The sequence below is a fragment of the Aeromonas sp. 5HA1 genome (assembly GCF_029237245.1).
Taxonomy (GTDB): Bacteria; Pseudomonadota; Gammaproteobacteria; order Enterobacterales; family Aeromonadaceae; genus Aeromonas; species Aeromonas salmonicida.
This window is the reverse complement of sequence record NZ_JAACFW010000017.1, coordinates 42,764-69,116: the sequence shown is the minus strand read 5'-3', so window position 1 is coordinate 69,116 and position 26,353 is coordinate 42,764. Positions and strand designations below refer to the sequence as shown.

Below are 26,353 nucleotides of genomic sequence, written 5' to 3'. Positions count from 1 at the left end.
GTGCGCTTTTCGCCGGTTTATCCCGCCCTACACGGCTTGAACAAGTCCAAGGCACCGTCATAGACGCTGGTCTGCACATCCATGATCCCCAGCATAGAGTGGAACAAGTTGTCATGGGAGAAGCGCTTGCTGCTCGCCTCCTGTTGCAGACACCCCATGTTCAGCTGGCGATCCGCCTGCAACTGCGGAGAGAACCAGGTCAGCAGCGGCACCCGGGTCTGATCATCCGGCGCAAACTGGTAGGGAGTGCCGTGCAGATAGAGCCCCATGGCACCGAGGGATTCGCCATGGTCGGAGAGATAGACCAACCCCACGTTGTAATCCGTTTGCAGTGACTTGAGCTTCTCTATCAGTTGCGCCACCACCTTGTCGGTATAGCGAATGGTGTTGTCATAGGTATTGACCAGCTCTTCGTTGCTGCAATTCTCGATGTCACTGCGCGGGCAGTCCGGCACGAAGAAACGCTCGGACGCAGGATAACGGCGATAGTAGGTCGGACCATGGCTGCCCATCAGATGAAAAGCCACCAGCTTGTTGCCCTGCTTGCCCTTCATGTCGGCAATCTGTCGATCCAGCCCTTCCAGCATCACCTCGTCGTAGCATGAACCCTGCTGGCAATACTGCGGGAAGGCCTTGGCCTCGATATCTATGGTGGGCACATTCTTGCACACCCCCTTGCAGCCGCCATCGTTCTCCTTCCAGAGCACAGAGACACCTGCGTGTTGCAGCACATCCAGCATGCCGTCCCGAGACTGGGCCAGGGTGTCGTCATACCCGCGCCGGGTGAGATTGGAGAACATGCAGGGCACGGAGACAGCCGTAGCCGTACCGCAGGAGCGCACGTCCTTGAAGGAGATGACTCCCGCTTCCTGCTCGGTGAAACTGTTGGTCTGCTTGCGATAGCCGTTGAGGGAGTAATTCTGGCTACGCGCCGTCTCCCCCACCACCAGGAACATCAGGGTCGGCTTGTTCCCCTGCCCCACCACCCTGGCGTCCGTCCCCAGCGGCTGATAAGGAATGGGGGTGGCAAACAGTATATCTCTGGCATAGCGATAGAAGCCGTGTACATAGTTGGCTGGCACTATCTCCTTGCCAAGAGACTTGTTGTTGCGCCCGACCGAGGCGTAATCCTGATAATAGAGCGTAGCCACACCCATCAGAAACAGCAGTGACAGGGCGATGGAACCAAGTCGCAGGCCAAGGCCTCTATACCAGGGGCTGGGATATTCAATCTTCACCCACAACAAGGCCAGCGCCGGCAGCACACCGGTCAGCAGAAACCAGAGCGCGACCGAGCCATTGAGGTAGGCGCTCACCTCCCCCGTATTGGTCGCAACCATATTCTGTACCATGTCCCTGTCGAAGATGACGCCATATTTGAGCATGGCGTAGCTGACCACAGAGCCCAGCAGGATCAGCAGCACGAAGAAGGGCTTGAGCAGATAGCGGAAGGTAAAGGGCAGAAACACCGCATTGAGTGCGGCCAGCAACACCAGGGGGATAGAGAGGACAAAGCCCACCTTGACGTGATCCAGCTGAGTGAGAATGGTGTAAAAGTGCAGGAAGATGGGCCAGTTGAACACCAGTGCAAACAGCAGCACCAGCAACAGATTCACCTTCATCACGCCCAGGGTGATGCGCATAACGATACTCCGACAAATCAGGCAGGACTGGGGGCCCGGCATGGGCACTCCCGTTGTTGGCATCTCGCTTACCGCGCGACGCTGTTTGAAGGCGATAGCGATAATGGGCTGGGGGCCCGGATACTGCAGGCAGCTTAAAAAGCCAAACTTAAGGGAGAGTTAAGGGGAGCAAGTACCTTGGCGGGAAGAGAACAAGAGACAAAAACGGCAGCCTGAAGGCTGCCGTTTTTAATATGTGCTCAGCATACGATCAGAGGGTAGCGGCGACTTCGTCGGAGGAAGATGGCGCCGTTGTGATGCCATCTCCTCGCGTGTGCACTCTGGCGATCAGAGGGTAGCAGCGACTTCGTCAGAGATGGAGCCGTTGTGGTACACCTCCTGCACGTCGTCCAGATCTTCCAGCATGTCGATGAGACGCATCAGCTTGGGGGCGGTTTCCGCATCCAGCTCGGCTTCGGTGGAAGGGATCATGGTCACTTCGGCGTTCTGGGCCTTGAAGCCGGCGGCTTCCAGCGCATCCAGCACGGTACCGAAGTCGTTCGGGGTGGTGTACACCTCGATGGAACCATCTTCCTCGGTCACAACGTCATCGGCGCCCGCTTCCAGTGCCGCATCCATCAGGGCATCTTCATCGACACCGACGAAGGTCAGCAGCCCTTTCTTGCTGAACAGGTAGGCAACCGAGCCATCGGTGCCCAAGTTGCCGCCGCTCTTGCTGAAGGCATGACGCACTTCCGCCACGGTACGGTTGCGGTTATCGGTCAGACACTCCACCATGACGGCGGAGCCTGCCGGGCCGTAACCTTCGTAGACGATGGTCTCGAGCTGCTCGCCGTCGCCACCACCGGCCCCACGCGCGATGGCGCGGTTGATGGTTTCGCGGGTCATGTTGCTGGTCAGGGCTGCCGTCACAGCCGCACGCAGGCGCGGGTTGTTGGCAGGATCCGGATCACCGATACGGGCCGAGGTGGTGATTTCACGGATCAGCTTGGTGAAGATCTTGCCGCGCTTGGCATCCTGAGCTGCCTTGCGGTGTTTGATGTTGGCCCATTTACTGTGACCTGCCATAGAGACTCTCCGTTATATTTTTTAGATTTCAATAACACAAAGTGACCGGGTAGGCCGCGCCGGGCGCGGCCGGGACTGTGCCGGATGCCGGCTTATTCATCACCCTTGACGGTCGTCGCAATCGCCAGTTCGCTCATCTGCGCCTGGTTGGCAAAGCTGGGGGCGTCTGTCATCAGACAGGCGGCCGCCGTGGTTTTCGGGAAGGCAATCACGTCCCGGATGTTGTCGGTACCGGTCAGCAGCATGCTCAGACGATCCAGACCGAAGGCCAGACCGGCGTGCGGCGGGGTACCGTACTTCAGCGCATCCAGCAGGAAGCCGAACTTCAGACGCTGCTCGGCAGGTGTGATGCCGAGGATGTCGAATACGGTGGCCTGCATCTCGCTGTTGTGGATACGCACAGAACCGCCACCCACTTCGTAGCCGTTGATGACCATGTCGTAGGCGTTGGCATAGGCGCTGAGCGGGTTGGCTTTCAGCTCGCTCGGGCCCAGGTTGCTCGGCGCGGTGAAGGGATGGTGCATGGCCGCCAGGCCGCCTTCGCTGTCTTCCTCGAACATGGGGAAGTCGATGACCCACAGCGGCTTCCAGCTGTTTTCCATCAGACCCAGATCGCGGCCCACTTTCAGACGTAGGGCACCGATGGCATCGGCCACCACTTTCTTGCTGTCGGCGCCGAAGAAGATGATGTCGCCGTCGGCGGCGCCGGTACGGGCCAGGATCTCGCGCACTATCTCATCGGAGAGGAACTTGGCAACCGGAGACTGAACCCCTTCGAGGCCGTTGGCGGCGTTGTTGACCTTCATCCAGGCCAGGCCCTTGGCACCGTAGATGCCGACAAACTTGGTGTACTCGTCGATCTGCTTGCGGGACAGCTCGGCGCCGCCCGGTACTTTCAGGGCAGCCACGCGGCCTTTCGGATCGTTGGCGGGGCCGGCAAACACGGCAAACTCGACGGCGGTCAGCAGATCTGCCACATCGACCAGCTCCATCGGCAGACGCAGGTCCGGCTTGTCGGAGCCGAAGCGGCGCATGGCCTCGTCAAAGGTCATGACAGGGAAGTCGCCCAGATCCACGGCCAGCACGTGTTGCCACAGGTTGCGGATCATCTCTTCCATCAGCTCGCGCACTTGCGGCGCCGTCATGAAGGAGGTCTCCACGTCTATCTGGGTGAATTCCGGCTGGCGGTCGGCACGCAGGTCTTCGTCACGGAAGCACTTGACGATCTGGTAGTAGCGATCGAAGCCGGACATCATCAGCAACTGCTTGAACAGCTGCGGGGACTGCGGCAGGGCGTAGAACTTGCCCTTGTGCACCCGGCTCGGCACCAGATAGTCACGGGCACCTTCCGGGGTGGCCTTGGTCAGCATGGGGGTTTCGATGTCGAGGAAGCCGTGCTCGTCCATGAAGCGACGTACGAAGGCACTGGCCTTGGCACGGGTCTTCAGGTACTTGGCCATCTCGGGGCGACGCAGGTCCAGGTAGCGGAACTTGAGACGCTGCTCTTCGCTGTTGACCTGGTTGAAGTCCAGCGGCAGCGGCTCGGCGCGGTTGATGATGGTGAGCTCATGGGCGAACACTTCGATGGCACCTGTGGCCATGTCACTGTTGCGCTGGGAGTCAGGACGGGTACGTACCACACCTGAAACCTGAATGCAGAACTCGCCGCGCAATTCGGAGGCCAGGGCGAAGGCGTCCGGCTTGTCCGGATCGAAGAACACCTGCACGATCCCTTCCCGGTCACGCATGTCGATAAAGATCAGACCGCCGAGGTCGCGACGACGATGGACCCAACCGCACAATGTAATGGTCTGCCCGGCATGGGCCTCATTGACCTGTCCGCAATAGATAGAGCGCATGGACTTCTTCCTTCGAAATTGTAGAGAGACGGTTAACCTGAGCCGCCGGGCACGACTGGCAGCACAGTCCGTCTCACAGCTGGCCAGAGTCTTGTTCTTGCCCGGTTTGAAATCTGTCTCGTACCGTCCGACCCCCTGGATCGGACACCTGCCACCGATATCGGCTCGACCAGAGGCGGCTGGCAAGCGGCCGGGCAGTCGGTCAGAGGGCATCGGAAAGCATCGTTGTTTGGCCAATTCATGGCCGCTACCGTCGCCACAATATGCGCACAGCGGGGCGAGTCACAACAAATTGGCAAACAAAAGGGCTGGCATTATAGAGGAAAACCCCCATTTGGGTAAAATGGCCAGCAGCCTCCTTTGCCCTGTTTTTTGCGTCTCAAGGCAAAAAATGGGCATAAACCGAGATAAACCCGCAGACAGGATCCGCCATGAGCCTCTTTTTGGGCCTGCCACAATGGTCGCACCCGGCCTGGCCCGGTCAATTATTGGGTGTGGGCGCCAAACCCGCCGAACATCTCGCCCACTACGCCCGGGTGTTCAACACAGTGGAAGGCAACACCACCTTTTACGCCTCGCCCACCCCTGACACAGTGCAGCGCTGGGCCGATGCGGTGCCTGCCCACTTTCGTTTCAGCTTTAAGTTTCCGAAAGAAATCAGTCACCAGAGCGATCTGGTGAGCGTAGACAAGCAGGTGACCGACTTCATTCGCCTGCTCACCCCGCTGCACGACAAGCTGGGACTGCTCAAGCTGCAACTGCCCGCGCGCTTCGGCCCGAGCGGCCTTCCCCGCCTCGCTGAATTCTTTAACCGGCTGCCGACACAGTTTCGCTATGCCCTTGAGGTACGTCATCCCGATTTCTTCGGCAAAGGGGAAGCAGAGCGCAGCCTCAACCGCATGCTGATGGAAAAAGGCATCAACCGCATCATGCTCGACAGTCGGCCATTGTTTTCTGTGCCAGCCACCACGGCAGCCATGATAGATGCACAGGGCAAGAAGCCCAGACTGCCGGTGCACCTGCTGGCCACCGCCAGCGCCCCCGTGGTGCGGCTCATCGGTCTGCCGGAACCGGCCGCCAATCACCCCTTCCTGCCAAGCTGGTTGCCCCACTGGCGTCAGTGGCTGGCGGAGGGAAAGGATCTCTACCTCTTTATACATACTGCTGACAATACCCAGTCACCCGAACTGGCCCGTCAGATAACATACCTGTTGGGACAGGAGATGGCCCCCTGGCCGGGGGAAAACGATCGCGCGCGCCAGGGCGTGCTGCGCTTTTAGCCAGCCACTGCACCAGCCATTCATCAGGCGCAAAAAAAGCCACTTTTTTGTGGCCGGACAGGGCTCGGCGTCAAGACAAATGCCCATCAATCCTCTACACTAGCGCCCCAAGCAAGGGTCCGGAACATGGCCCATACGAACTGGGACGGCCCGAAGGAACTCAAGGCCAGTCACCCCGTTCGTAAACAGGTGATATATCTACTCTGATGGGTATCACCCAACGACTCAATTGAACAATACAGCCGGATTACACCCCGGCTGTCAGGTTGCGCAAGCATGCATACCAAAGACCAAATTTTTGCTGCCCCTATCGCCCGATTGGGGGACTTTTGCTTTGACGAACAAGTCGTCGACGTCTTCCCCGACATGATCCAGCGGTCTGTACCGGGCTACAGCAACATCATCTCCGCCATCGGCATGATGGCTGCCCGTTATGCCCAGCCACAGAGCCGTCTGTACGATCTTGGCTGCTCCCTCGGCGCAGCCACCCAGGCCATGCGTCGCCACCTGACTCAACCGGGTTGCCACATCACGGCGGTGGATCTCTCTCACCCCATGATAGAACGCGCCCGTGCCCACCTTTCGGGTTTCAAATCCGAGGTGCCGGTGGAGCTGGTCGAGGCGGACATCTGCGACATAGCGATCGAAAACGCCTCTGTGGTGGTGCTCAACTTCACCCTGCAGTTCGTAGACCCCGAAAAGCGGATGGCCCTTATCCAGCGCATTTTTGATGGTCTGCGTCCGGGCGGCATTCTGATCCTGAGCGAGAAGTTCCGCTTCGAGGATGAACCGGTCAACGATCTGCTCATCGAGCTGCACCTGGACTTCAAACGCGCCAATGGCTACAGCGAGCTGGAGATCAGCCAGAAACGCAACGCCCTCGAGAACGTGATGCGTACCGACAGCCTGGAGACCCACAGATCCCGCCTGCAAAGCGCCGGCTTCGTTCATCAGGATCTCTGGTTCCAGTGCTTCAACTTCGGTTCCATGATTGCCATCAAATCCAGCGACGCCAACTAAGCCATGATCGACTTTGCCAATTTTTATCAACTGATCGCCAAGAACCGGCTGAGCCACTGGTTGCATACCCTGCCCGCTCAGCTGCATGCCTGGCAGCACGACAACCTGCACGGGGACCTGCCGCGCTGGAATCGCGCCCTCAACAAGCTGCCCACCACAGCGCCCGGCCATATCGAGCTGCAACGGGGCGTCGAGATAGGCAATAGCCAGAGCTTGAGTGAAGGGGAGCGCAAAAAAGTCGAGAGTCTGCTGCGCCAATTCATGCCCTGGCGCAAGGGGCCCTTCAGGGTCCACGGCATCCACATCGATACCGAGTGGCGCTCCGACTGGAAGTGGGATCGGGTATTGCCCCACATCAGCCCGCTGGCTGGCCGCTATGTGCTGGATGTGGGCTGCGGCAGCGGCTATCACCTCTGGCGCATGGTCGGCGAAGGGGCCAAACTGGCCGTCGGCATAGACCCGAGCCCGCTGTTTTTGTGCCAGTTCGAGGCCATTCGTCACTTCACCGGCGGCGATCAGCGCGCTCACCTGTTGCCGCTGGGCATTCAGGAGCTGCCTGACCTGCGCGCCTTTGACACCGTCTTCTCCATGGGGGTGCTCTATCACCGCAAATCCCCCATCGAACATATCGAGCAGCTGCGCAATCAATTGAAAGATGATGGCGAGCTGGTGCTGGAGACGCTAGTGATTGACGGCGGGGTCAACGACGTGCTGATGCCCACCGACCGTTACGGCAAGATGCGCAACGTCTGGTTTATTCCTTCAAGCAGCGCCCTCAAGCTGTGGGTCGAGCGCTGCGGCTTCACCGACGTGCGGATAGTAGACGAGAATATGACCAGCACCGACGAACAGCGTCGTACCGACTGGATGATCAATGAATCCCTGAGCGACTATCTGGATCCTGCGGATCCCGCGCTCACGGTAGAAGGACACCCGGCGCCGAAACGTGCCGTACTGATTGCCAGAAAGGCCAAAGACTAGCCGATGGCGCCAGCGGAAGTTACACTGACCCAATTCCAGGAAGCACAGTTAAATGAATGACATGAAAAGCAAATTAAAAGGAATGACCCTGCTCTCCCTGCTCAGTCTCGGCGGGTGTGTCAGTGTGGATAAAGCGCCTCCGGTACCAACCTTGACGCTGGCAGAGCTTCGCGGCGAGATAAGCTTGAGCGAGCAACGCCTGCAAACATCCATGGAACAGCAACAGAAGCAGTATGTGCAGCAACAGCACCTGCTGGTTCAGCTCAACACCGATGTCAACAACATGAAAGAGTCCGTGAAAAAAGTCGACAGCAAGCTCGAAAACCTGGCTCCCGAGCCACCCAAACCCATGGCGATCCCGACCGAGAAGTGCCAGGCCCCGAGCCAGGGCCACACAGTCGACGGCAAATTGCTGGTGGGTGAAGCCGAGTGGATCTGGGTTGATGCCGCCAATGACGCCTTCCAGGCGCGGGTCGATACCGGCGCGACCACCTCTTCCATCAGCGCCCAGGACATCACCATCTTCGAGCGCAACGGCAAAAACTGGGTGCGCTTCTTCCTGAGCCACCAGGAGATGGACGACAAGATCCAGATCGAAGCGCCGCTGGTACGCCACGTACGTGTGCGCCAGGCCTCTGCCGACGATCTCGACCGTCGTCCCGTGGTGCGTCTGGCGGTGCGGATCGGTGACATGACCGAAAAGGCTGAATTTACCCTCAAAGATCGCAGCGACATGACCTTCCCCGTGCTGCTGGGTCGTGAATTTTTGAAAGACATCGCTGTGGTTGATGTGGCCCGCGAATATATCCAACCAAAACCCACGCTCAAGGATGTGAAATAATCCATGGTTTCCCGTAAGCCGTTCTATTTGCTGGTCGCCCTGCTGTTCATTGTCGGCCTGGGGATGACGTTTTATCACCACATAGCGTTGGATGTACCGCTGACGCCGGGTGAGAAACGCCAGATCTGGTCCATCGAGGCCAAGCTCGAATTTGAAGCCACCGGTGAGCCGGTGATCGCCTCCCTGGCCATTCCGGGCACCCAGCCCGGTTTCACCCTGATGAACGAGAACGCCGCAAGCCCGGGCTACGGCCTGTCATTTGTCGAGAAAGACGGGGATGCCCGCGCCGAGTGGTCGATCCGTTCCGCCTCAGGCCGCCAGGAGCTCTACTACCGCGTCGACATGATGGCTGACGACCATGCCAAGCCAGCTGCCCTGGCAAAGCCTCCCGTCATCGAGAAGCAGATAGAGAGCGAGCCTTACGCCACTGCCATGAAGCAGATCTCCGAACGGGCCCAGGAACGCTCTGCCGACGGTTACACCCTGACCCGCGAGATCATCAAGGAAATAGAGAAACAGGAGCAGAACGCCGAGCTGCTGAAATCTCACAAGAGCCGTGCCAGCCTGATTGCAGAGCTGCTGAGCAACGCTGACGTCCCGGCGCGGGTGGTCCATGCCCTGAGTCTGGAAGACGGCCGTCGTCGCCAGGAGCTGGTGGATTACCTGCAGGTATTCAACAGTCCGACCGACTACAAGCTGTTCAACCCGCAAACCGGTGAACAGGGTCGCCCTGCCAACCTGCTGCTGTGGGAATATAACTCAGGCGCCCTGCTGGACGTGACCGGCGGCCACAACTCCAGGGTCACCTTCTCGATGATCGAGCAGGAACAACCGGTCAACGTGGCGCTGGCGCAGAAGTTCGAAAAGTCCGAGATGCAGAACTTCTCCATCCACAGTCTGCCGCTGGAAGAGCAGGCGCTGTTCAAAGGCTTGCTGCTGATCCCCATCGGCGTGCTGATGGTGGTGTTCCTGCGGGTTATCGTCGGTATCAAGACCTCGGGCACCTTCATGCCTGTGCTGATCGCGGTCGCCTTCATCCAGACCTCGCTGGTTACCGGCCTGGTCGGCTTCCTGCTGATCGTCGGCACGGGTCTGGTCATCCGCTCCTATCTGTCGCGGCTCAACCTGCTGCTGGTCGCCCGAATATCGGCGATCATCATAATGGTGATCTCGATGATCGGTATCTTCTCCGCCTTCGCTTTCAAGCTGGGGCTGACCGACGGCATGAAGATCACCTTCTTCCCGATGATCATCCTCTCCTGGACCATAGAGCGGATGTCCATTCTGTGGGAAGAAGAGGGTCCGAAAGAGGTGGTGCGTCAGGGCGGTGGATCCCTGCTGGTGGCGGTCATCGCCTACCTAGCCATGGATAACGAGCTGATCCGTCATCTGACCTTCAACTTCCTCGGCCTGCAGCTGGTGCTGATGGCGACCGTGCTGCTGCTGGGCAACTACACCGGCTACAAGCTGAGCGAGCTCAAGCGTTTCAAGCCGCTGGTGAACGAGATCAAGTCTGGCGCCACCCCGGGTAAGGACAAGTAACAGATGTGGTTCTGGGAAAAATACACCAGCCCGTGGAGCCTGTCTCAGGCAGGCATCCTCGGCATGAACAAGCGCAACCACTCCTACATCAGCCGCTACAACCCGCGTCGCCTCTACCCGCTGGTGGATGACAAGCTGCAGACCAAGCGCATCGCGCTGGATGCAGGTGTGACAGTGCCCGAGCTTATCGGCACCATCCGCGAGCAGCATGACGTTGGCCGCATTACCGAACTGGTAAAAGATTGGCCTGGCTTTTGTATCAAGCCGGCCCGTGGCTCCGGCGGCAAGGGGATCCTGGTGATCCTCCGTCAGGAAGAGGGTCTCTTCTTCAAACCGAATGGCAGCGCGTCTACCGGTCAGGATCTGGAGCGCCATGTCTCCAACATTCTGGCGGGGCTCTATTCCCTCGGCGGCAAGCCCGACATAGCGCTCGTTGAAGGCCTCATCAACTTTGATGATGTGTTCGACGGTTACTCGTTCGAAGGGGTGCCCGATGCACGGGTGATCATCTTCAAGGGCTTTCCGGTGATGGCCATGATGCGTCTCTCCACCGCCGCCTCCGACGGCAAGGCAAACCTGCACCAGGGCGCCGTGGGGGTGGGCCTGTGCCTGCGCACCGGCCGGGCGCTGCGGGCGGTACAGTTTGGCAATCCGCTGCGTCATCACCCGGATACCGGCCTCGATCTGTACGATCTCAAGGTGCCTCACTGGGATACCTTGCTGACGCTGGCAGCCTCCTGCTATGAGATGTCGGGTCTGGGTTACATAGGCACAGACATGGTGCTGGACAAGTTCCGCGGCCCCATGCTGCTGGAGCTCAACGCCCGTCCCGGCCTTGCCATCCAGATCGCCAACGGTCGCGGCCTGGTGCCCAATCTCAAGACCATCGAGAAGCTGGGTCAGGTCAAGATGAACGTGGAGCAGCGGGTCAGCTTCGCCAAGGATCACTTCGGTATCTTCGACGAGTAGCCCCACCACCCGGATAGCAAAAGCGCGCCCCGAGGCGCGCTTTTTTATGGCTGGCATTCGGCCTTTTACATGATTTGGCTGGCGGCAGGCAGAAAAAAACCGATGCCTTGGCATCGGTTTTTCGGTATCCGGTACGCAGACCCCATTACAGGGAGGCAGCGTTCTCGGACAGGTACTTGGCAACGCCATCAGCAGAAGCTGTCATGCCTTTTTTACCCTTCTCCCACTGGGCCGGGCACACTTCGCCATGCTCTTCGTGGAATTGCAGGGCATCGACCATGCGCAGCATCTCGTCGATGTTGCGGCCAAGGGGCAGATCGTTGACCACCTGATGACGCACCATGCCGTGGCTGTCGATCAGGAAGGAGCCACGGAAGGCCACACCGGCTTCCGGGTGCTCGACGTCATAGGCTTTGCAGATTTCGTGCTTCACGTCGGCGATCAGCGGGTATTTCACCTGACCGATACCGCCATCTTCCACCTTGGTGTTACGCCAGGCGTTGTGGGAGAACTGGGAATCGATGGAAACACCGATCACTTCCACACCACGCTTCTGGAACTCTTCATAGCGGTGATCGAAGGCAATCAGCTCGGACGGACAAACGAAGGTGAAATCGAGGGGATAGAAGAACAGGACAGCTGCTTTGCCTTTGATGTGGGACGCCAGGTTGAAGGAGTCAACAATCTGGCCATTGCCCAGAACGGCAGCAGCGGTGAAATCAGGTGCGGGACGGCCTACCAATACCATATTCAATTCCTCATTATGTGAAGTGAACAATCCTGTCAGGATTGGGCTACCTAGAGCCAAGTCCGTCTAATTCAAGCGACAAACCCTATACCCAGTGGTAGATTAGTTAAATCAAATTAAATAGATAGCATTCATCGGGTTTTCCTATGCAACGTTGGCCCAGCCTGAAACAGCTGCAATATCTGGTCGCTCTCGACGAGCACAAGAACTTCAATCGCGCCGCCAAGGCCTGTCATGTCAGCCAGTCCACCCTGAGTACCGGGATCCAGACGCTGGAAGACATGATGAACCTGCAACTGGTGGAGCGGGACCACAAGAGCTTCATTATGACCCCGGTCGGCATGGAAATCGTCGAGCGAGCTCGCAATTTGCTCTCGGACGCGCGAGATCTGATGGAGCTGGGGCAGCACCAGGGCGGCGTCATGCACGGTACAGTCCGGCTCGGCTGCATCCCCACCATAGCCCCCTTCCTGCTCAGCAAGCTGCTGCAGGAGTGCGGCAAGGCTTATCCTGAACTGGAATTGTTGCTGCGTGAAGACACCACCACCAACCTGCTCAAGCAGCTGGAACAGGGTCAGCTCGATTTGCTGATCCTGGCATTGCCGGTGGAGATCGGCGGCTTCCACTGCAAGATGGTTGGCCAGGATCCCTTCCACATGGTGATGCCCGCCAGCATGGCGGCCGGTCTGCATACGCCGTTCGACTACAAGGAGCTGCCCAACCAGAGCATCTTCCTGCTGGAACGGGAGCACTGCCTCACCGAACATGCGGTCAGCGCCTGTCGGCTGCGGGACAAGAGCAAGATAAACCCCTTTGCCGCCACCAGCCTGCACACCCTGGTACAGATGGTCGGTGCCGGGCTTGGCACCACCTTCCTGCCCCAGATGGCAATAGATTCCGGCATTCTCGACAACACCGACCTGGTGGCCATTCCCCTGCCGGGTGAAAAGCCGTATCGCGAGATAGGCCTGGTGTGGCGCCCCAGCACCACCCGGGTACAGACCTTCTACAAGCTGGCCGAGCTGCTCACTCCGCTCATCGAGCCCAAGACCTGAGTCACGTTCTGACCCACAAAAAACGCCGGCAGCTTGCCGGCGTTTTCATTGGTTCAGACACATAGGCAGATCAGTTGCCGGCCGGTGGCCCGAAGATGCGGGTATAGGAGGTCAGGGTCCGTACGCTCACATCCGCCGGATTGCCGTTCTCGTCATAGAGCGCCAGCTCACCGGTCTGCTTGTTGTGGCCGAGCAGCTGATGAGCACTCAGGTTGCTCAGCGCATCGCTGTCCGCCTTCCACTCCCAGCGCTGGCCCAAACTCAGGCTGCAGCTCTGCAACTGGCCGAGGTTGTTGCCATCCAGGCAGCGACGGGTATCCAGCGCACTGACATAACGGCCGTACTGGTCATAGATAAAGGACTGGGCTGCCGAAGTCTCGTCACAGGTCACGGCGCTCAGGCCATGCCCGGCGCCGGCGCTCAGGCAGCGGTTGTCAAAGCCCCCCAGCTGCAGGTTGACCGGGCGTCCGCCGGTGAATACCGGATGGTTCCAATCCACCTTGAAGCTGGTTGAGGCGGTCACCCGTCTGCGCTTGTCGACATCCTCGAATCCCTGGAAGGAGACATGCCCTCCCACCACGTAGTAGTGCTTGTAGATGCCGGTGTAGATGGGGCGGATGTTGACCGAAGAGTCGATCTTGAACTCGGTACTGCCCGTCTCGTCGGGCGCCGCCTTGTAGATGACATCCAGATTCGGCACGAAGCCCTTGTAACTCAGCGGCTGGATGCGATTGTGATCCACATCGTACCCCATGCCCCAGACGGTGGCGGTCTTGGAGGAGAGCAGTGACTCTGCCGTCGCGTATTGATCCCGCACCCAGCTGAAACTCACCTTCTGGGCGCTCGGCGCCGAGCGTTCGACCCGATAATCCTGGGTGTTGTAGGCAAGCTGACGCTGCTGGCTGAACTTGGCTGACGCCTCCAGCTTGGCCTTGGGCCCATCCTTGTTCACTTCAACCCCGCCGGTCACCCCTACCTCGAAACCCGAGATCTCGCGATGCTCATACTTGCTGTTGAGGTTGGTCGGCAGACTCTTGAGCACAGCCGCCTTGGTGTTGGAAGCGTCTATGGTGAAGCGATAATCCTGGGCGATGGCATCGGTGGCATAGTCCCGCGCCCAGCCATCGAGCAGCAGATAATCTGCGATGTTCTCGCTCCAGGTGAGGTCCTCGTTGAGCTGAATACCGGCACCTGCCGACTCGTCATCCAGCGAGATCCGCACTATCTTGGCATCCGGCGTAGCTGACCCCGTGTTGCCAAATTGCAGGGAGCGCTCCAGATTCACCCGATAGACCAGCGAGATGTTTGGCGAGTCACAAAAGAGGCGATCCCCCCGATCCCAGGTGCGTGAGCGCGGGAAGGTACACTCGCCATCGCTGATCTTGCGATTGACGTTGAGATAAAAAGCCACGTGAGGCAGGCCCGCTTCCGCCGTGGCGGTTTGCGTCAGGGAGCGTTTGTGGCGTTTGCCCTGCCCTGCCAGGGTGTCGATTCGCTCCATCACCTGATAGAAGGCAGGATCATCCGCGCCCCCCAGCGGGGTAAACAGCAGCTCCCCCTTGTAGGCGGAGACCAGCACCCAATTGGCATCAAACGAGATGCCTGCCAGCTGCTCCATGGCTTTTCTGGCCTGTTGCCGTTCGGCCTTGTCAGTGATGCCGCTGAAATCGATGAAGATACGCTCCCCCTGCCCCAGCACACGCTCGCGCAACTGGTCACGGGTCAACGTCTTGGCGGCCTGTTGTTCATCCAGCCAGCTGCTGGCGTTGAGGTAGACGAGTCCCTGCTCCGATTGCAGGCTGGCCAGCATGGCGGTGCCCTGATCGGTGCGTTCACCTATGTCTTCGGCATGAACGCTGCCAGCCAGCAAGGCCAGCGCGAGCAGACTGAGGGCGGGAATATGAGTGACTAATTTGCGTGGTTTATTGTTTTTCATTGTTATCTCCTGATCGAATCCCGCCAGACTATTTCCCCATGCAGTGAAATAGCATAACCCTGTTATCAATGGTTATATGGAGGCGTTATTCTCTTTGCCAGCCAAGCTGTATCTTCCATTTTTTTCGCTGTGAATTAACAACGGATTGATGGGTGATATTTCATATGGCAGAGCAAGGACCGCAATGCAGTCCAGGGTGGACGACTCGGCGTTCGCCGATGCTATTACACGGTTGTCGCGCTCTGGTGTGCGCCCCATTTGTGATGCGGGTGACATCTGTCATTAATCTCGCCATCACGGATATGACATACTGGCCTGACTCATATGTCTATCGTGTCTGCCCTGCCTGTAACTCGGATTGCACGGGCGACAGGGTGCGAGGAAACACTGACTGCTATGGGCTTGCGATCATGATGCTGCCCTCCTCTTTGCTGGTGGAATTATTCCTCTGGCGCCATAATTAATCAATGCAAGCCAGGGGTTAATATTATTTACAGCCTGTTACAAAATAATCCCCTATATATCCAGCTTGATATTGTCATTTCCTCATTCAGGTAATCAGCATGACTATACATATTACGCAGGAGCATCATAACGAATTAACCTGAAATCAGAACGTGACACAGATCACGCAGTGACGTCAACAAGGATAATAATAAACTTATTTAAATCGGATTAGAATAAACGCGTTAATATTGAAACACTCATTCAAGTAAGCCAGATGATATTATTCAATTAGTGGTACTTGATGGTATAAATGATATCCATACGACCCCTTTATACTCGACATGCCTTGTTAAAATGGGTTTTATCACGGCCAAGGCTATGTTCGAGCCCCAAACCCCGTTTATGATGAGCGGGTCGTCGAGTCGAAGGAGCCCCCATGCATTGCAAGTTACTGCTGCCCCTGCTGGCCCTGTTGCTGGCCGCCTGCTCCAGCACGCCCGAACCGCCGCCACCTCGTCAAAGCAGTGCCTTCGACAGCTTTTATCAGCAGTGGCGTGGTGTGCCCTATCGCATGGGCGGATCCAGCCGGACGGGCCTCGACTGCTCCGCCTTCACCCAGCTTGCCTACAGCCAGGTACTGGGCTTCAACCTGCCCAGAACCACAGAATCCCAGGCCAGTCTCGGCACGCCGGTCGATCGCTACCGGCTGCAACACGGGGATCTGGTCTTCTTCAAGACCGGCTGGCAGCAATACCATGTCGGTGTCTATACCGGTGCCGGTGAGTTTATCCACGCCTCCACCAGCAAGGGTGTTATCCGCTCGCGCCTCGACAATGTCTACTGGAACAGTCGCTACTGGCAGGCTCGCCGCCTGACGCAGTGAGCCCCGCTCGCCATGAGAAATGAGAAAGGCCCGTCACGGGCCTTCCTCATTGTCTGTGTGCCGACTCAGTGCTTGCGATGCCAGCGCGGCGAGGTGGCTTTCTCACCCCAGGGGGTCACGCATGGCAAGAGTGCCCCCTCGATCACCACATCGCTGCTGGCCAGCGCCTCGGCAATCTTCTGGTGCAGCACCCGCAACAGACGCCCCTCCTGCTCGGCCAGGGAGTGGCCCGCGGCAAAGAACTCGCGCTGATGTTGCAGTGCCAGCTTCTGGGCAAACTCATAGGTATTGAAGCAATCCGGCATCCGCTCGACCACATCATCAAGCCGGGCCAACAAGCTGTTCAGTTCCCTGGTCATATCGCTCACTCCTTGTAGGTTGATAACCAAAAACTACCCCTTATTGGATAAACCACCAACCCTCAAACCCTGAAAGTGTGGTGGGTCGCACAGTTAACAGGTGAGTCATCCGCGACCCTGTACCAAGCCAGATGAGATAACTTTACAGCCGGTTAACAAGCCGCTAGATTTAGACCGACCAATCAGTCGGTCAATTAACAAGCGGGGTAGGCCATGGACCTGGTTCAGTTGCAAGAGAGCACCACAGACAAGTTGTCGCTACCAAACAAGCTGGCCAGGCTCAGGCAAGCCTGTCAGGCCAATCCCATGCCTTGCCTGAGTGAACGTAGAGCCCATCTTAATCAGCTCAAGCGTGCCCTGCTCGACCACAAGCAGCAACTGTGCGACGCCCTGGCCCGGGATTATGGCCAGCGCAGCGACTACGACAGCCTGATCGCCGATATCCTGCCCTGTGTCATGCAGATCAACTACACCCAGAAGCGGATCAAACGCTGGATGCGCCCTCATCGCCGCCATACCGGTCTGCTGCTGGCACCGGCCAGAGTCGAGGTGTTCTACCAGCCCCTTGGCGTAGTCGGCATCATAGTGCCTTGGAACTTCCCCGTGATGCTGAGCCTGGGACCTCTCATCAGCGCCATCGCCGCCGGCAACCGGGCCATGCTCAAGCTCTCCGAATTCACCCCTCACACCAATGCCGTGCTGCGCGAGTTGCTGGACTGCGTGTTCGACGAAGAGGAGGTGACGGTCGTCGAGGGGGATGCGCAAGTGGCCGCCGCGTTCAGCGCCCTCCCCTTCGATCACCTGCTGTTCACCGGCTCGACCGCGGTGGGCAAGCTGGTGATGGCCGCGGCCGCCCCCCAGCTCACCCCGCTCACCCTGGAGCTTGGCGGCAAGAGTCCCTGCCTTGTCGCTCCCGACATGCCCATCGCACTCGCGGTGGAGCGGATGATCTTCGGCAAGAGCCTCAATGCCGGCCAGATCTGCGTGGCCCCCGACTATGTGCTGCTGCCACGGGGCCAGGAGCAGGCCTTCATCGAGGCCTATCGCAACCACTTTGCCCGCATTTATCCCAAGGGACTGGCCAGCCCGGATTACGGCTCCATCATCAATGGGCGCCAATATGAACGGATCACCGGCTGGCTGGCCGAGGCCGAACAGGCGGGTGCCCAGGTGCACCCTTGCGGCAGCCCGGCCCGGGACGACATAGCCCACCGGCTGGTGCCCCATCTATTGACCGAGGTACCCAACCACTGTCAGGTGATGCAACAGGAGATCTTCGGCCCCCTGCTGCCGCTGGTACCCTACGACAGCATCGACGAGGCGCTCGCCTACATAGGTGCCCGTCCTCGTCCCCTCGCCTTCTATTTGATGAGCCTGGATCCGGCCCTGCAAGCCAGGGTAACCCGGGAGACCCACTCCGGCGGCATGGCCATCAACGAGAGCCTGTTCCAGGTGGCGGCCGATGATGTGCCCTTTGGCGGCATAGGTGCCTCCGGCATGGGCCACTACCACGGCCATGAAGGCTTTCTCACCTTCTCCAAGGCCAAAACCGTGCTCAGCCGTGGCAAATTCAGTACCGGCTCCCTGGTTCATCCCCCTTATCGGCGCTGGCACCAGCGGCTGATGATGGCGCTGTTTTTACGCTAACCGCCCGTGACGAGGCCTGCATGAGCAAACCCATGACCGACAAACGCCGCCAGATCCTGGATGCCGCCCTTGCCCTGTGTGCCGAGGATGGGCTGCAAGGCGCCGCCACCGCCCGTATCGCCAAGGCGGCAGGGGTGGCCAATGGCACCCTGTTTCACCACTTCCCCAGCAAGGAGGTGCTGATCCAGTGCCTCTATCAGGACATCAAACTGCGCCTCGGCGCCGCCATCACGGAGGCGGACGCCGCCCTGCCCCTGTGCGAGCAGGCCTGTCATTACTGGCAGCAAGCCATGCAGTGGATGCAGGCCCATCCCAACGAGCTCAAGTTCGTGCTGGGCTTCTTCCACTCTCCCCTGCTGGCGCGCTCCCTGCGCAGCCAGATCCTGAGCGAGACCTTGCGTTTTCTGCCGCAACTGCTGACCCAGGGCCAGGCCAGCGGAGCCCTGATGCAAGCCCCGCCGGCCCTGATGCTGGAGGTATGCCAGAGCCAGTTTCTGGCGTGCGCCTCCCTGTTTGTCGATCAACCTGAACTGGGGCAGGACGCCCACTGGCAAGCCAGTGCCTTCGCCCTCTTCTGGTCTGCCATCTCGGGAGTGAATCCTCATGCAAAACCGGACGCTTGAATCCCTGGCGGCCCATGGCCGCCGTCTCTGGATCGCCACACTGCTCTGGGTCATAGGGCGTACCCTGTGCCGCGCCGCCCGGGTCGATGAGGCGGTGCGGCGTGAACTCGCCCCTCTGCCCGACGGCCTCACCATACGGCTGGAGGTAGCGGGCCTCACCCAGGCGCTGATCATCCATAAAGCAGCGGGTCGCTGGCAATGCGGCGTACCGGCACATGCCAGCGGCGATCTGCACCCGCTGCGGGTGCGCTTCAAACATCCGGGTATCGCCTTTCGTGCCCTCAGCTTTCGGCTCGGGGTCAATCAGGCGTTCAGTGAAAACCGCCTGCTGGTGGAAGGGGATCTCACCGTCGCCATGCACCTGGTGCGGGCACTGGAGCAATTGCAGGCCCTGATCCTGCCCGCCTTCATAGCGCGGCCGCTGCTGCGCCACTATCCGAGCCCGCGCAACAAGCTGGCGCGTGCCTGCCACATCTACCTGGGTCTACTGACCGGCTGAATAAAAGGATGAACAACATGAGTCGCTATTACGATTTCTTCTGTCCGGTCAAACTGATGGCGGGCGAGCAGGCGCTGGAACAGCTGGCTGGCGAATTGGCGGGTCTGGGGGCACGCCGTCCGCTGCTGCTCACCGACAAGGGGGTCAGCGGCACAGGGCTCGCCACCCTGCTGGCCAATGTGCTGGCCGAGGGGGAGCTGCCGGTCGCCGACATCTGGGACGGGATCCCGGCCGACTCTTCCACCGCCGTGGTGGAGCGGATCGCGGCCCGCTATCGGGAGCTCGAATGCGACAGCCTGGTGGCGCTGGGCGGCGGCTCCGTCATCGACACCGCCAAGGCGGTCAACATCCTCGCCTCCATGGGCGGGGATCGGCTGCTGGATTACGCTGGTGCAGGCTGTCTGACCCGGCCCCTGCAGCCACTGGCGGTGGTGCCCACCACGGCGGGCACGGGATCCGAGGTGACGCTGGTGGCGGTGATCAAGGATGAGGCGAGCGGGCGCAAAGTGCCCTTCACCTCCCCCTTCCTGCTGCCCCAGCTGGCGGTGCTGGATCCGCGCCTCACCCAGGGCTTGCCCCTCAACATCACGGCCGCCACCGCCATGGATGCCATGACCCACGCCATCGAGGCCTTCATCGGCAATGCCAAGAATCCGGTCAGCGACGCCCTGGCCCTGATGGCGATAGAGAAAATCGCCAACGCCTTGCCCAAGGTGCTGCAAAGCCCGCAAGACAAGCGCCTGCGGCTGCAACTGGCAGAAGGATCCACCCTGGCGGGAATGGCGTTTTCCAACTCCATGGTGGGGTTGGTGCATGCCCTCGGCCACAGCCTGGGGGCCCGCTGTCACCTGCCCCATGGTCTGTGCATGAACCTCTTCCTGCCGACCGTGCTCGACTACAACCGCCCGGGCATAGACCCTGAGCTGGCCCGCCTGCTGCTGCCTCTGGTCGGCGCCGAGCGCTTTGCGGCAACCCCGACCACAGAGCGGGCCCAGGCGGCCATCCAGGCGCTGTGCGCCCTGCGCAATAGCCTGTGGCAGGCGGTGAAGCTGCCGCGCACCTTGCGTGAGGCAGGCGTCACCGACAAGGGGTTGCTGCCCGAGATCCGAGATCTCGCCATCAATGACGGCGCCCTGCTCTATAACCGCAAGGATGCCGACCGGGCTCAACTGCTCGACCTGCTGGAACGGGCGTGGGAGTAATCAGGCTGAGGGCCCCGCATCGCGGGGCCCTCAGTTACCAGCGGATGGTGGCACCGGCGCCGTAGTTGCCGCTCTCTTCAGGCGTTTTTTCGCGCCAGATGGACTCCTTGTTGCGGCGGATAGCCTCTTCCCGCTCCTGGCTGCGCTCCCAGACGGGTTTCATCTCATCCAGCGGCCGCTCATGTTTCTCCCCCTTGTGGTCGATGACGGAGCAGTGCTTGTCGCCGCACTGGTAGGCGTAGGGTTCGACGGCGCAGCCTGTCAGGGCCAGGCTAAGGCCAATAAGGGAAATGCTCAGAAAGGAAGGCAAGATCATGTGACGCTCCTGTTTGCATCGGTGACGAGAGGGCGCCGAGTGTCAAACAGGAGAGAGAGGGATTCAACCTTGCGAACAGGATGGATTGTTACAAGTTGTACATGAAGAAAACTATCAGCAAGGTACTAATTAATAACATCTTGGTGTCAGGCAGTACCGAGCGCCACGCTAGGTGGCCACCTGCTCTGGCGGCGTGAAGACCCCGGTGGAGAGATAGCGATCCCCCCGATCACAGATGATGGCCACCACCACCCCCTGCTTGATCTCTGCCGCCACCCGCAGGGCTCCGGCCACTGCACCACCTGAGCTGACTCCACAGCAGATCCCCTCCTCCCGCGCCAGCCGGCGCATCATGACCAGCGCCTCCTCTTGCGTCACATCCAGCACCCGATCGACTCGTTGTGGCTCGAAAATGGCGGGCAGATAGGCTGCAGGCCAACGGCGAATGCCCGGGATCTGGCTCCCCTCTGCCGGTTGCAGGCCTATCACCTGCACCGCCGGGTTCTGCTCCTTCAGATAACGGGAGACCCCCATTATGGTGCCAGTGGTGCCCATGGCGGAGACGAAGTGAGTGACCGCCCCCTCGCTCTGGCGCCAAATTTCGGGGCCGGTCGACTGATAGTGGGCATCCGGGTTGGCCGGGTTGTTGAACTGATCGAGCACCAGCCCCTCGCCGCTGGCCTCCATGGCCAGCGCCAGATCCCGCGCCTCTTCCATGCCGTTCTCCACCAGCACCAGCTCGGCGCCATAGGCCTGCATGGCATCTCGCCGCTCCTGGCTCATGGTACGCGGCATGATGAGCCGCATCCGGTAACCTCGCGCCGCCGCCACCATGGCAAGGGCGATGCCTGTGTTGCCGGAGGTGGCCTCGATGAGCCGGGCTCCCGGCAGCAAGCGACCGCTCGCTTCCGCCGCCCTGATGAGGTTCAGCGCCGGCCTGTCCTTGACCGAACCGGCGGGATTGTTGCCCTCCAGCTTCACCAGCAGGGTGACGTCGGGCCAGGGATTGATGCGGCGCAGGGCCAGCAAGGGGGTATTGCCAATCAGATCTTCCAGCGTGGCGAAGGCCATAATGGGATCCATCCTCTGTTAACTGTTCTATACCTTGGCTAGCGGGTATGCACCCGATGGGGTTCGCAGTGTAAGCGAGCCCGCACAGTTGGCAAAGGGTTGCCAACATGGTCAGATAGCCCCATCCCCCGTATCGAGGAGCAAGCATGAGCGAGATCATTCATCAGGCCAACCAGCAACAATTCATCTGTGTGGTGGATGGCAAGGAGTCCAGGCTGCGTTACCGCCGGCTCGATGCCAAGACCATAGATGCCTACAGCACCTTCGTCCCGCCGGAGCTCAGGATACAGGGCATCGCCGATCAGCTGGCGCGCACCTTCTACGACTGGACCCAGGCCGAGGGGCTCACCATAGTGCCCAGCTGCAGCTACATAGACGTCTGGCTGCGCCGCAATGCAGGTTGAAGAGCTGGCCCCGTTGGCACAAGACGACACTGATTTGAGAGCGCAGACAGAACGCCTGCTGCGGGCCGATCGCCAGCGGATGGCCTGTTTGCAGGCCGCCGCCGAGCTGGCCCTGCCCGACTGGGCGCTGGGGGCCGGTTTTATCCGCAATCTCATCTGGGATCACCTGCACGGTAAAGCCGTACCTACCCCGCTCAACGATATCGATCTCATCTACCTAGACCCCCTTGACCCACAAGGGTTGGCTGAGTCTGAACATGAGCAGTGGCTGACGGCCCGCCTGCCCGGCCAGCGCTGGGAAGTGCGCAATCAGGCACGCATGCACCAGCGCCAGCGGGTTTCCCCCTTTGCCAGCAGTCTGGAAGCCCTCAGCCACTGGGTGGAGGTACCTACCTGCATCGGGGTCAGGCTGCTGCCAGACGCGGAGTTCGAGTGGCTGGCCCCCTACGGTTTTGCCCACAACTGGTCCCTGCAGGTGAGTGCCAATCCGCGCTGTCGTCAGGAGAGCCAGGTGTTTGTGCAGCGCATCCAGGAAAAACGTTGGCTGAGCATCTGGCCTGACCTTGTAGTGAACTGGCCATAACCGCATTGCAATGTTTCGGCAACCTTGGGCACACTAGGGAAAAGCTGTTTGTAACTCAATGGGTTAAATAATGCGCGACTTCTTCTCTCTCGAACGCTGGCTACCGGGCCTCGCTGCCCTGCTGCAATACCAGCGGGCCTGGCTGATGCCGGATGTGCGCGCTGGACTGTCGGTGGCGGCCGTGGCGCTGCCCGTGGCCATCGCCTATGCCGAGCTCGCCGGCGTGGGGCCCCTGGTCGGCCTCTACTCCTGCATACTGCCCATGCTGGTCTATGCCCTGTTTGGCACTTCCCGCCAGCTTATCGTCGGCCCGGATGCCGCCACCTGCGCCGTCATCGCCGCCGTGGTGACCCCGCTCGCCGCCGGTGATGCGACCCGCCACTGGCAACTGGTGATGACAATGACCGCCATGACGGGTTTCTGGTGCCTCATCGCCAGCCGCTTCAAGCTGGGGGTGCTGGCGGACTTTCTCTCCCGCCCCATACTGATGGGGCTGCTCAACGGGGTGGCCATCACCATCATGGTGGGGCAGCTCTCCAAGATCTTCGGGTTTACCTTCGATGAGCGTTACCTCATAGAGCGGATCGCCAGCGGGGCCTACTACATCACTCAAACCCATCTGCCGACCCTGGCCATGAGCCTGACCGCCTTGCTCACCCTGCTGCTGGCCAAACGTTACAAGCCTGCCTGGCCCTCCTCCATGGTGGCCATGGTGGTGACGGGGGCGCTGGTATGGGGTTTCAGCCTTGGGGATCACGAAATCGCCACCCTCGGTCTGGTGGGCTCGGGCCTGCCCGCGTTTCAACTCCCCCAGTTTCCTCCCGGCCTGATGCGCGAACTGGTGCTGCCCGCCTTGAACCTCGCCATGGTGAGCTTCGTCTCCATGATGCTCACCGCCCGCAGCTTCGCCGCCAAAAACGGCTACGAGATAGATGCGGACAAGGAGTTTCGGGCCCTAGGCATGGCCAATCTGGCGGCCGCCGCCTCCCAGGGCTTTGCCATCAGCGGCGCCGATTCTCGCACCGCGGTCAACGACGCCAACGGTGGCAAAAGCCAGCTGGTCTCCATCATAGCCGCCGCCGTGATCGCCATCATCACCTTCTACCTGACGGCGCCGCTGCAATACATACCCACGGCCGCCCTCGGCGTTGTGCTGGTGATGGCAGCGCTGTCGCTCACCGACTTTCGCAGCCTGTGGGCCCTGCGCCACTCCGACAGATCCGCCTTCTGGCTCGCGCTCATCACCTTCATCAGCGTGCTGGCCATGGGAGTGATCCCGGGGATCACCCTCGCCGTCTTGCTGGGTCTGTTCCAATTCCTGCGCAACGTGATGCGCCCCACCGATCAACTGCTCGGCATGGATGACGAAGGGGTAGTGCGCACCCTGGGGGACAACGAACAGGCCAAGGCCATTCCCGGCATCCTGGTCTATCGCTTCAACTCGCCGCTCACCTACTTCAACGCCCCCTACTTCAAACGGCGGGTATTGGCGCTGCTGGTGCAGGATCCCCACAATCCCAAATGCCTGGTGGTGGATGCGGTAGCCTGTTTCACCCATCAGGACATCAGCGTGATGAGCATGGTGGGGGAACTGCACAGGGATCTGAAACGGCGCGGCATTCACATGGTGATGGCCGGTCGCCACGGCCAGATGAGCCAGTGGCTCAAGCAGGCGGGGATCCGGGTGGGCGACGAGGGTGTCATCCTCTGCCCCGACATGTATCAGGCGCTGCGCATGACCCGCTGCTACCGCGAGCCCGTGTTCAAGAATGACGCCGTGGTGGAGAGCACCACGGACGCCATCCTCTCCCACTGGCCCCAGGATGATACCCTGCCGGACTCGGCGCGGCTCACCCTGCCCTCCGAGCAGGAAGCGGGCGCCACCCTGGCCTGATCGGTTGCCAGACCATGCCCAGGGCTGGTCTGGCACACTCTCCTCCCAAGGCAAGATTGCACCCCGCAGGCTCTTGGTGTTAAATGCCCGTCCAGATGGCGCTGACGAGGGCCATCCCCAGTATTTGGACATCCCATGCAAACTCAAACCCACGCGGGCCCGGGCACACTTTTCTCCCTGACCTGGCCGCTGTTTATCGATCTCGCCCTGCACTTTCTGACCGGAGCCCTCAACACCTTCATGGTGGGCCACGTCTCCTATCAGGGCGTCGCCGCACTGGCGGTCGGCAACCAGGTGTTCGATCTGGCCATCACCTTGTTCAGCTTCGTCAGCATAGGCACCAGCGTGGTGATCACCCAGTATCTGGGGGCTGGCGATCGGGAAAAAGCCCGCATCGTCATCCACACAGCCATCGGCTTCAACCTGCTGGTGGGGCTGGTGGCCGCGGTCGGCGTGCTCGCCGGTGCCGGCACCATGCTCTCACTGATGAACCTGCCCGCCCACCTGATGGGCGATGCCACCCTTTATTTGCAGATCATCGGCCTGTGCCTGCTGCCGGAGGCGGCAGCCCTCTGTCTGGCCGCCACCCTGCGCGCCCACGGTCATACCCGTCAGGCCATGTACGTGACCCTGACCGTCAACCTCATCACCTTCGTCGGCAACCTGCTGCTGCTCTACGGCTGGTTCGGCCTGCCCCAGCTTGGGGTGGCCGGGGTCGCCATCAGCACTGTGGCGGGTCGCATCGTTGGCGTAGTGCTGCTGGTGTGGCTGGTGACGCGCAAGACAGGTATCCGCTTGCGTCTGCCCGAGATTGTCCGTCCCAGCAAGGTCATGCTGGACAAGGTGCTGCACATAGGCCTGCCGGCGGCGGGGGAGAACCTCTCCTGGATGCTGCAGTTCATGGTGGTCACCGCCTTCGTCGGCCTGCTCGGTGACAAGGCGCTGGCGACCCAGTCCTACTTCTTCCAGATCTGCCTGTTCATTCTGCTGTTCGGCCTCTCCATCGGCCTTGGCAACGAGATCATCATCGGCCATCTGGCGGGGGCGCGCCGCTTCGAGCAGGCCTATAACCAGCTGATGAAGAGCCTCAAGTTAGGCCTTATCGTCACTACCCTGATCGCCATCGCCGCCGCCCTGAACGGCCGCGCCATCATCAGCCTGTTCACCGACGATCCGGACATCATCACCCAGGTGGCACAGCTGTTTCTCATCAGCCTCATCCTCGAACCCGGCCGCACCTTCAATCTGGTGGTGATCAACGCCCTGCGTGCCACCGGGGATGCCCGTTTCCCGCTCTACATGGCGCTCGTCTCCATGTGGGGGATTGCCGTTCCGCTCGCCTATTTCCTTGGTATCATGCAGGGTTATGGACTGGTCGGCATCTGGTTGGCGCTCGCCTGCGATGAGTGGGTGCGCGGTCTGGCCATGTTCTGGCGCTGGCGCAGTCGTCGCTGGCAAAACAAAATTCTTGTTGAAACATAAG

Annotated in this window: 24 protein-coding genes; 16 read left to right on the top strand and 8 right to left on the bottom strand. The window is 60.2% G+C overall.

What is annotated here, in order from left to right; all coding sequences use genetic code 11:
- Window positions 1–17 precede the first annotated feature (17 nt).
- The 3 genes from GWQ27_RS15565 to aspS all read right to left on the bottom strand — a co-directional run bounded on the left by GWQ27_RS15565 (window position 18) and on the right by aspS (window position 4,570).
- On the bottom strand, window positions 18–1,643 hold the full coding sequence (locus tag GWQ27_RS15565) for a phosphoethanolamine--lipid A transferase (RefSeq protein ID WP_275907729.1): 1,626 nt from the start codon (window positions 1,641–1,643) through the stop codon (window positions 18–20).
- Window positions 1,644–1,970: 327 nt separating this feature from the next.
- Complete coding sequence (locus tag GWQ27_RS15560; protein ID WP_005313105.1) at window positions 1,971–2,711, bottom strand: YebC/PmpR family DNA-binding transcriptional regulator; 741 nt, start codon at window positions 2,709–2,711, stop codon at window positions 1,971–1,973.
- Window positions 2,712–2,803: 92 nt separating this feature from the next.
- Window positions 2,804–4,570: an aspartate--tRNA ligase gene (aspS, locus tag GWQ27_RS15555; protein WP_275907728.1), complete on the bottom strand. Its 1,767-nt coding sequence runs from the start codon at window positions 4,568–4,570 to the stop codon at window positions 2,804–2,806.
- Window positions 4,571–5,001: 431 nt separating this feature from the next.
- Between aspS and GWQ27_RS15550 the strand changes: the two genes are divergently transcribed.
- From GWQ27_RS15550 to GWQ27_RS15525, 6 genes are all read left to right on the top strand, one after another.
- Complete coding sequence (locus GWQ27_RS15550) at window positions 5,002–5,850, top strand: DUF72 domain-containing protein (RefSeq protein WP_275907727.1); 849 nt, start codon at window positions 5,002–5,004, stop codon at window positions 5,848–5,850.
- 276 nt (window positions 5,851–6,126) lie between these two features.
- Entirely contained in the window at window positions 6,127–6,870 is a 744-nt protein-coding gene (cmoA, locus tag GWQ27_RS15545) for a carboxy-S-adenosyl-L-methionine synthase CmoA (protein ID WP_059112564.1), read from the top strand.
- A 3-nt stretch (window positions 6,871–6,873) separates the two neighbouring features.
- Complete coding sequence (gene cmoB, locus GWQ27_RS15540; protein WP_275907726.1) at window positions 6,874–7,851, top strand: tRNA 5-methoxyuridine(34)/uridine 5-oxyacetic acid(34) synthase CmoB; 978 nt, start codon at window positions 6,874–6,876, stop codon at window positions 7,849–7,851.
- 82 nt (window positions 7,852–7,933) lie between these two features.
- The gene (locus GWQ27_RS15535; RefSeq protein WP_021137920.1) at window positions 7,934–8,692 is read left to right on the top strand and encodes an ATP-dependent zinc protease; all 759 of its coding nucleotides are present in this window, start codon (window positions 7,934–7,936) and stop codon (window positions 8,690–8,692) included.
- Between the two features lie 3 nt (window positions 8,693–8,695).
- Entirely contained in the window at window positions 8,696–10,234 is a 1,539-nt protein-coding gene (locus GWQ27_RS15530) for an inactive transglutaminase family protein (protein WP_059112566.1), read from the top strand.
- Between the two features lie 3 nt (window positions 10,235–10,237).
- Window positions 10,238–11,203: an alpha-L-glutamate ligase-like protein gene (locus GWQ27_RS15525; RefSeq protein ID WP_275907725.1), complete on the top strand. Its 966-nt coding sequence runs from the start codon at window positions 10,238–10,240 to the stop codon at window positions 11,201–11,203.
- A 145-nt stretch (window positions 11,204–11,348) separates the two neighbouring features.
- Here the strand turns inward: GWQ27_RS15525 and GWQ27_RS15520 are convergent, their stop codons facing one another.
- Entirely contained in the window at window positions 11,349–11,951 is a 603-nt protein-coding gene (locus tag GWQ27_RS15520; protein ID WP_005313082.1) for a peroxiredoxin C, read from the bottom strand.
- Window positions 11,952–12,097: 146 nt separating this feature from the next.
- Here GWQ27_RS15520 and GWQ27_RS15515 point away from each other — a divergent pair, with 146 nt between their 5' ends.
- Window positions 12,098–13,006 carry a hydrogen peroxide-inducible genes activator gene (locus tag GWQ27_RS15515; protein ID WP_005313062.1) on the top strand — a complete coding sequence of 303 codons (909 nt, stop codon included), beginning with the start codon at window positions 12,098–12,100 and terminating at the stop codon, window positions 13,004–13,006.
- Between the two features lie 70 nt (window positions 13,007–13,076).
- Here the strand turns inward: GWQ27_RS15515 and ahh1 are convergent, their stop codons facing one another.
- Window positions 13,077–14,942 (bottom strand): hemolysin Ahh1, encoded by a 1,866-nt coding sequence (gene ahh1, locus GWQ27_RS15510; protein WP_275907724.1) that lies wholly within the window; start codon window positions 14,940–14,942, stop codon window positions 13,077–13,079.
- A gap of 883 nt (window positions 14,943–15,825) precedes the next feature.
- On the opposite strand from ahh1, the gene GWQ27_RS15505 reads away from it, so the two are divergent.
- Window positions 15,826–16,272: an NlpC/P60 family protein gene (locus GWQ27_RS15505; protein ID WP_219593639.1), complete on the top strand. Its 447-nt coding sequence runs from the start codon at window positions 15,826–15,828 to the stop codon at window positions 16,270–16,272.
- 65 nt (window positions 16,273–16,337) lie between these two features.
- Here GWQ27_RS15505 and GWQ27_RS15500 read toward each other — a convergent pair whose 3' ends face one another.
- Window positions 16,338–16,631 carry a hypothetical protein gene (locus GWQ27_RS15500; protein WP_005313055.1) on the bottom strand — a complete coding sequence of 98 codons (294 nt, stop codon included), beginning with the start codon at window positions 16,629–16,631 and terminating at the stop codon, window positions 16,338–16,340.
- Between the two features lie 213 nt (window positions 16,632–16,844).
- Here GWQ27_RS15500 and GWQ27_RS15495 point away from each other — a divergent pair, with 213 nt between their 5' ends.
- From GWQ27_RS15495 to GWQ27_RS15480, 4 genes are read left to right on the top strand one after another with little or no spacing between them, the layout of a single operon-like run.
- Window positions 16,845–18,278 carry a coniferyl aldehyde dehydrogenase gene (locus tag GWQ27_RS15495; RefSeq protein ID WP_275907723.1) on the top strand — a complete coding sequence of 478 codons (1,434 nt, stop codon included), beginning with the start codon at window positions 16,845–16,847 and terminating at the stop codon, window positions 18,276–18,278.
- A 20-nt stretch (window positions 18,279–18,298) separates the two neighbouring features.
- Window positions 18,299–18,901 carry a TetR/AcrR family transcriptional regulator gene (locus GWQ27_RS15490; protein WP_275907722.1) on the top strand — a complete coding sequence of 201 codons (603 nt, stop codon included), beginning with the start codon at window positions 18,299–18,301 and terminating at the stop codon, window positions 18,899–18,901.
- Entirely contained in the window at window positions 18,882–19,400 is a 519-nt protein-coding gene (locus tag GWQ27_RS15485) for an SCP2 sterol-binding domain-containing protein (protein ID WP_265422423.1), read from the top strand. The genes GWQ27_RS15490 and GWQ27_RS15485 overlap by 20 nt, the downstream gene beginning before the upstream one ends.
- Window positions 19,401–19,417: 17 nt before the next feature.
- The gene (locus tag GWQ27_RS15480; protein WP_275907721.1) at window positions 19,418–20,602 is read left to right on the top strand and encodes an iron-containing alcohol dehydrogenase; all 1,185 of its coding nucleotides are present in this window, start codon (window positions 19,418–19,420) and stop codon (window positions 20,600–20,602) included.
- Window positions 20,603–20,636: 34 nt separating this feature from the next.
- Here GWQ27_RS15480 and GWQ27_RS15475 read toward each other — a convergent pair whose 3' ends face one another.
- Entirely contained in the window at window positions 20,637–20,918 is a 282-nt protein-coding gene (locus GWQ27_RS15475) for a hypothetical protein (RefSeq protein WP_265434413.1), read from the bottom strand.
- A 168-nt stretch (window positions 20,919–21,086) separates the two neighbouring features.
- Complete coding sequence (gene cysM, locus GWQ27_RS15470) at window positions 21,087–22,001, bottom strand: cysteine synthase CysM (RefSeq protein WP_275907720.1); 915 nt, start codon at window positions 21,999–22,001, stop codon at window positions 21,087–21,089.
- A 134-nt stretch (window positions 22,002–22,135) separates the two neighbouring features.
- Between cysM and GWQ27_RS15465 the strand changes: the two genes are divergently transcribed.
- The 4 genes from GWQ27_RS15465 to GWQ27_RS15450 all read left to right on the top strand — a co-directional run bounded on the left by GWQ27_RS15465 (window position 22,136) and on the right by GWQ27_RS15450 (window position 26,352).
- Window positions 22,136–22,393 carry a GNAT family N-acetyltransferase gene (locus GWQ27_RS15465; protein WP_005313036.1) on the top strand — a complete coding sequence of 86 codons (258 nt, stop codon included), beginning with the start codon at window positions 22,136–22,138 and terminating at the stop codon, window positions 22,391–22,393.
- Complete coding sequence (locus tag GWQ27_RS15460; protein ID WP_275907719.1) at window positions 22,383–22,976, top strand: nucleotidyltransferase family protein; 594 nt, start codon at window positions 22,383–22,385, stop codon at window positions 22,974–22,976. The genes GWQ27_RS15465 and GWQ27_RS15460 overlap by 11 nt, the downstream gene beginning before the upstream one ends.
- 70 nt (window positions 22,977–23,046) lie before the next feature.
- On the top strand, window positions 23,047–24,870 hold the full coding sequence (locus tag GWQ27_RS15455) for a SulP family inorganic anion transporter (RefSeq protein WP_275907718.1): 1,824 nt from the start codon (window positions 23,047–23,049) through the stop codon (window positions 24,868–24,870).
- Between the two features lie 135 nt (window positions 24,871–25,005).
- On the top strand, window positions 25,006–26,352 hold the full coding sequence (locus GWQ27_RS15450) for an MATE family efflux transporter (RefSeq protein ID WP_275907717.1): 1,347 nt from the start codon (window positions 25,006–25,008) through the stop codon (window positions 26,350–26,352).
- Window position 26,353: the final 1 nt, after the last annotated feature.

Excerpts from the sequence above, each read along its gene's own strand:
- GWQ27_RS15565 (WP_275907729.1), bottom strand. The coding sequence starts at position 1,643 with ATGCGCATCACCCTGGGCGTGATGAAGGTGAATCTGTTGCTGGTGCTG.
- GWQ27_RS15560 (WP_005313105.1), bottom strand. The coding sequence starts at position 2,711 with ATGGCAGGTCACAGTAAATGGGCCAACATCAAACACCGCAAGGCAGCT.
- aspS (WP_275907728.1), bottom strand. The coding sequence starts at position 4,570 with ATGCGCTCTATCTATTGCGGACAGGTCAATGAGGCCCATGCCGGGCAG.
- GWQ27_RS15550 (WP_275907727.1), top strand. The coding sequence starts at position 5,002 with ATGAGCCTCTTTTTGGGCCTGCCACAATGGTCGCACCCGGCCTGGCCC.
- cmoA (WP_059112564.1), top strand. The coding sequence starts at position 6,127 with ATGCATACCAAAGACCAAATTTTTGCTGCCCCTATCGCCCGATTGGGG.
- cmoB (WP_275907726.1), top strand. The coding sequence starts at position 6,874 with ATGATCGACTTTGCCAATTTTTATCAACTGATCGCCAAGAACCGGCTG.
- GWQ27_RS15535 (WP_021137920.1), top strand. The coding sequence starts at position 7,934 with ATGACCCTGCTCTCCCTGCTCAGTCTCGGCGGGTGTGTCAGTGTGGAT.
- GWQ27_RS15530 (WP_059112566.1), top strand. The coding sequence starts at position 8,696 with ATGGTTTCCCGTAAGCCGTTCTATTTGCTGGTCGCCCTGCTGTTCATT.
- GWQ27_RS15525 (WP_275907725.1), top strand. The coding sequence starts at position 10,238 with ATGTGGTTCTGGGAAAAATACACCAGCCCGTGGAGCCTGTCTCAGGCA.
- GWQ27_RS15520 (WP_005313082.1), bottom strand. The coding sequence starts at position 11,951 with ATGGTATTGGTAGGCCGTCCCGCACCTGATTTCACCGCTGCTGCCGTT.
- GWQ27_RS15515 (WP_005313062.1), top strand. The coding sequence starts at position 12,098 with ATGCAACGTTGGCCCAGCCTGAAACAGCTGCAATATCTGGTCGCTCTC.
- ahh1 (WP_275907724.1), bottom strand. The coding sequence starts at position 14,942 with ATGAAAAACAATAAACCACGCAAATTAGTCACTCATATTCCCGCCCTC.
- GWQ27_RS15505 (WP_219593639.1), top strand. The coding sequence starts at position 15,826 with ATGCATTGCAAGTTACTGCTGCCCCTGCTGGCCCTGTTGCTGGCCGCC.
- GWQ27_RS15500 (WP_005313055.1), bottom strand. The coding sequence starts at position 16,631 with ATGACCAGGGAACTGAACAGCTTGTTGGCCCGGCTTGATGATGTGGTC.
- GWQ27_RS15495 (WP_275907723.1), top strand. The coding sequence starts at position 16,845 with ATGGACCTGGTTCAGTTGCAAGAGAGCACCACAGACAAGTTGTCGCTA.
- GWQ27_RS15490 (WP_275907722.1), top strand. The coding sequence starts at position 18,299 with ATGAGCAAACCCATGACCGACAAACGCCGCCAGATCCTGGATGCCGCC.
- GWQ27_RS15485 (WP_265422423.1), top strand. The coding sequence starts at position 18,882 with ATGCAAAACCGGACGCTTGAATCCCTGGCGGCCCATGGCCGCCGTCTC.
- GWQ27_RS15480 (WP_275907721.1), top strand. The coding sequence starts at position 19,418 with ATGAGTCGCTATTACGATTTCTTCTGTCCGGTCAAACTGATGGCGGGC.
- GWQ27_RS15475 (WP_265434413.1), bottom strand. The coding sequence starts at position 20,918 with ATGATCTTGCCTTCCTTTCTGAGCATTTCCCTTATTGGCCTTAGCCTG.
- cysM (WP_275907720.1), bottom strand. The coding sequence starts at position 22,001 with ATGGATCCCATTATGGCCTTCGCCACGCTGGAAGATCTGATTGGCAAT.
- GWQ27_RS15465 (WP_005313036.1), top strand. The coding sequence starts at position 22,136 with ATGAGCGAGATCATTCATCAGGCCAACCAGCAACAATTCATCTGTGTG.
- GWQ27_RS15460 (WP_275907719.1), top strand. The coding sequence starts at position 22,383 with ATGCAGGTTGAAGAGCTGGCCCCGTTGGCACAAGACGACACTGATTTG.
- GWQ27_RS15455 (WP_275907718.1), top strand. The coding sequence starts at position 23,047 with ATGCGCGACTTCTTCTCTCTCGAACGCTGGCTACCGGGCCTCGCTGCC.
- GWQ27_RS15450 (WP_275907717.1), top strand. The coding sequence starts at position 25,006 with ATGCAAACTCAAACCCACGCGGGCCCGGGCACACTTTTCTCCCTGACC.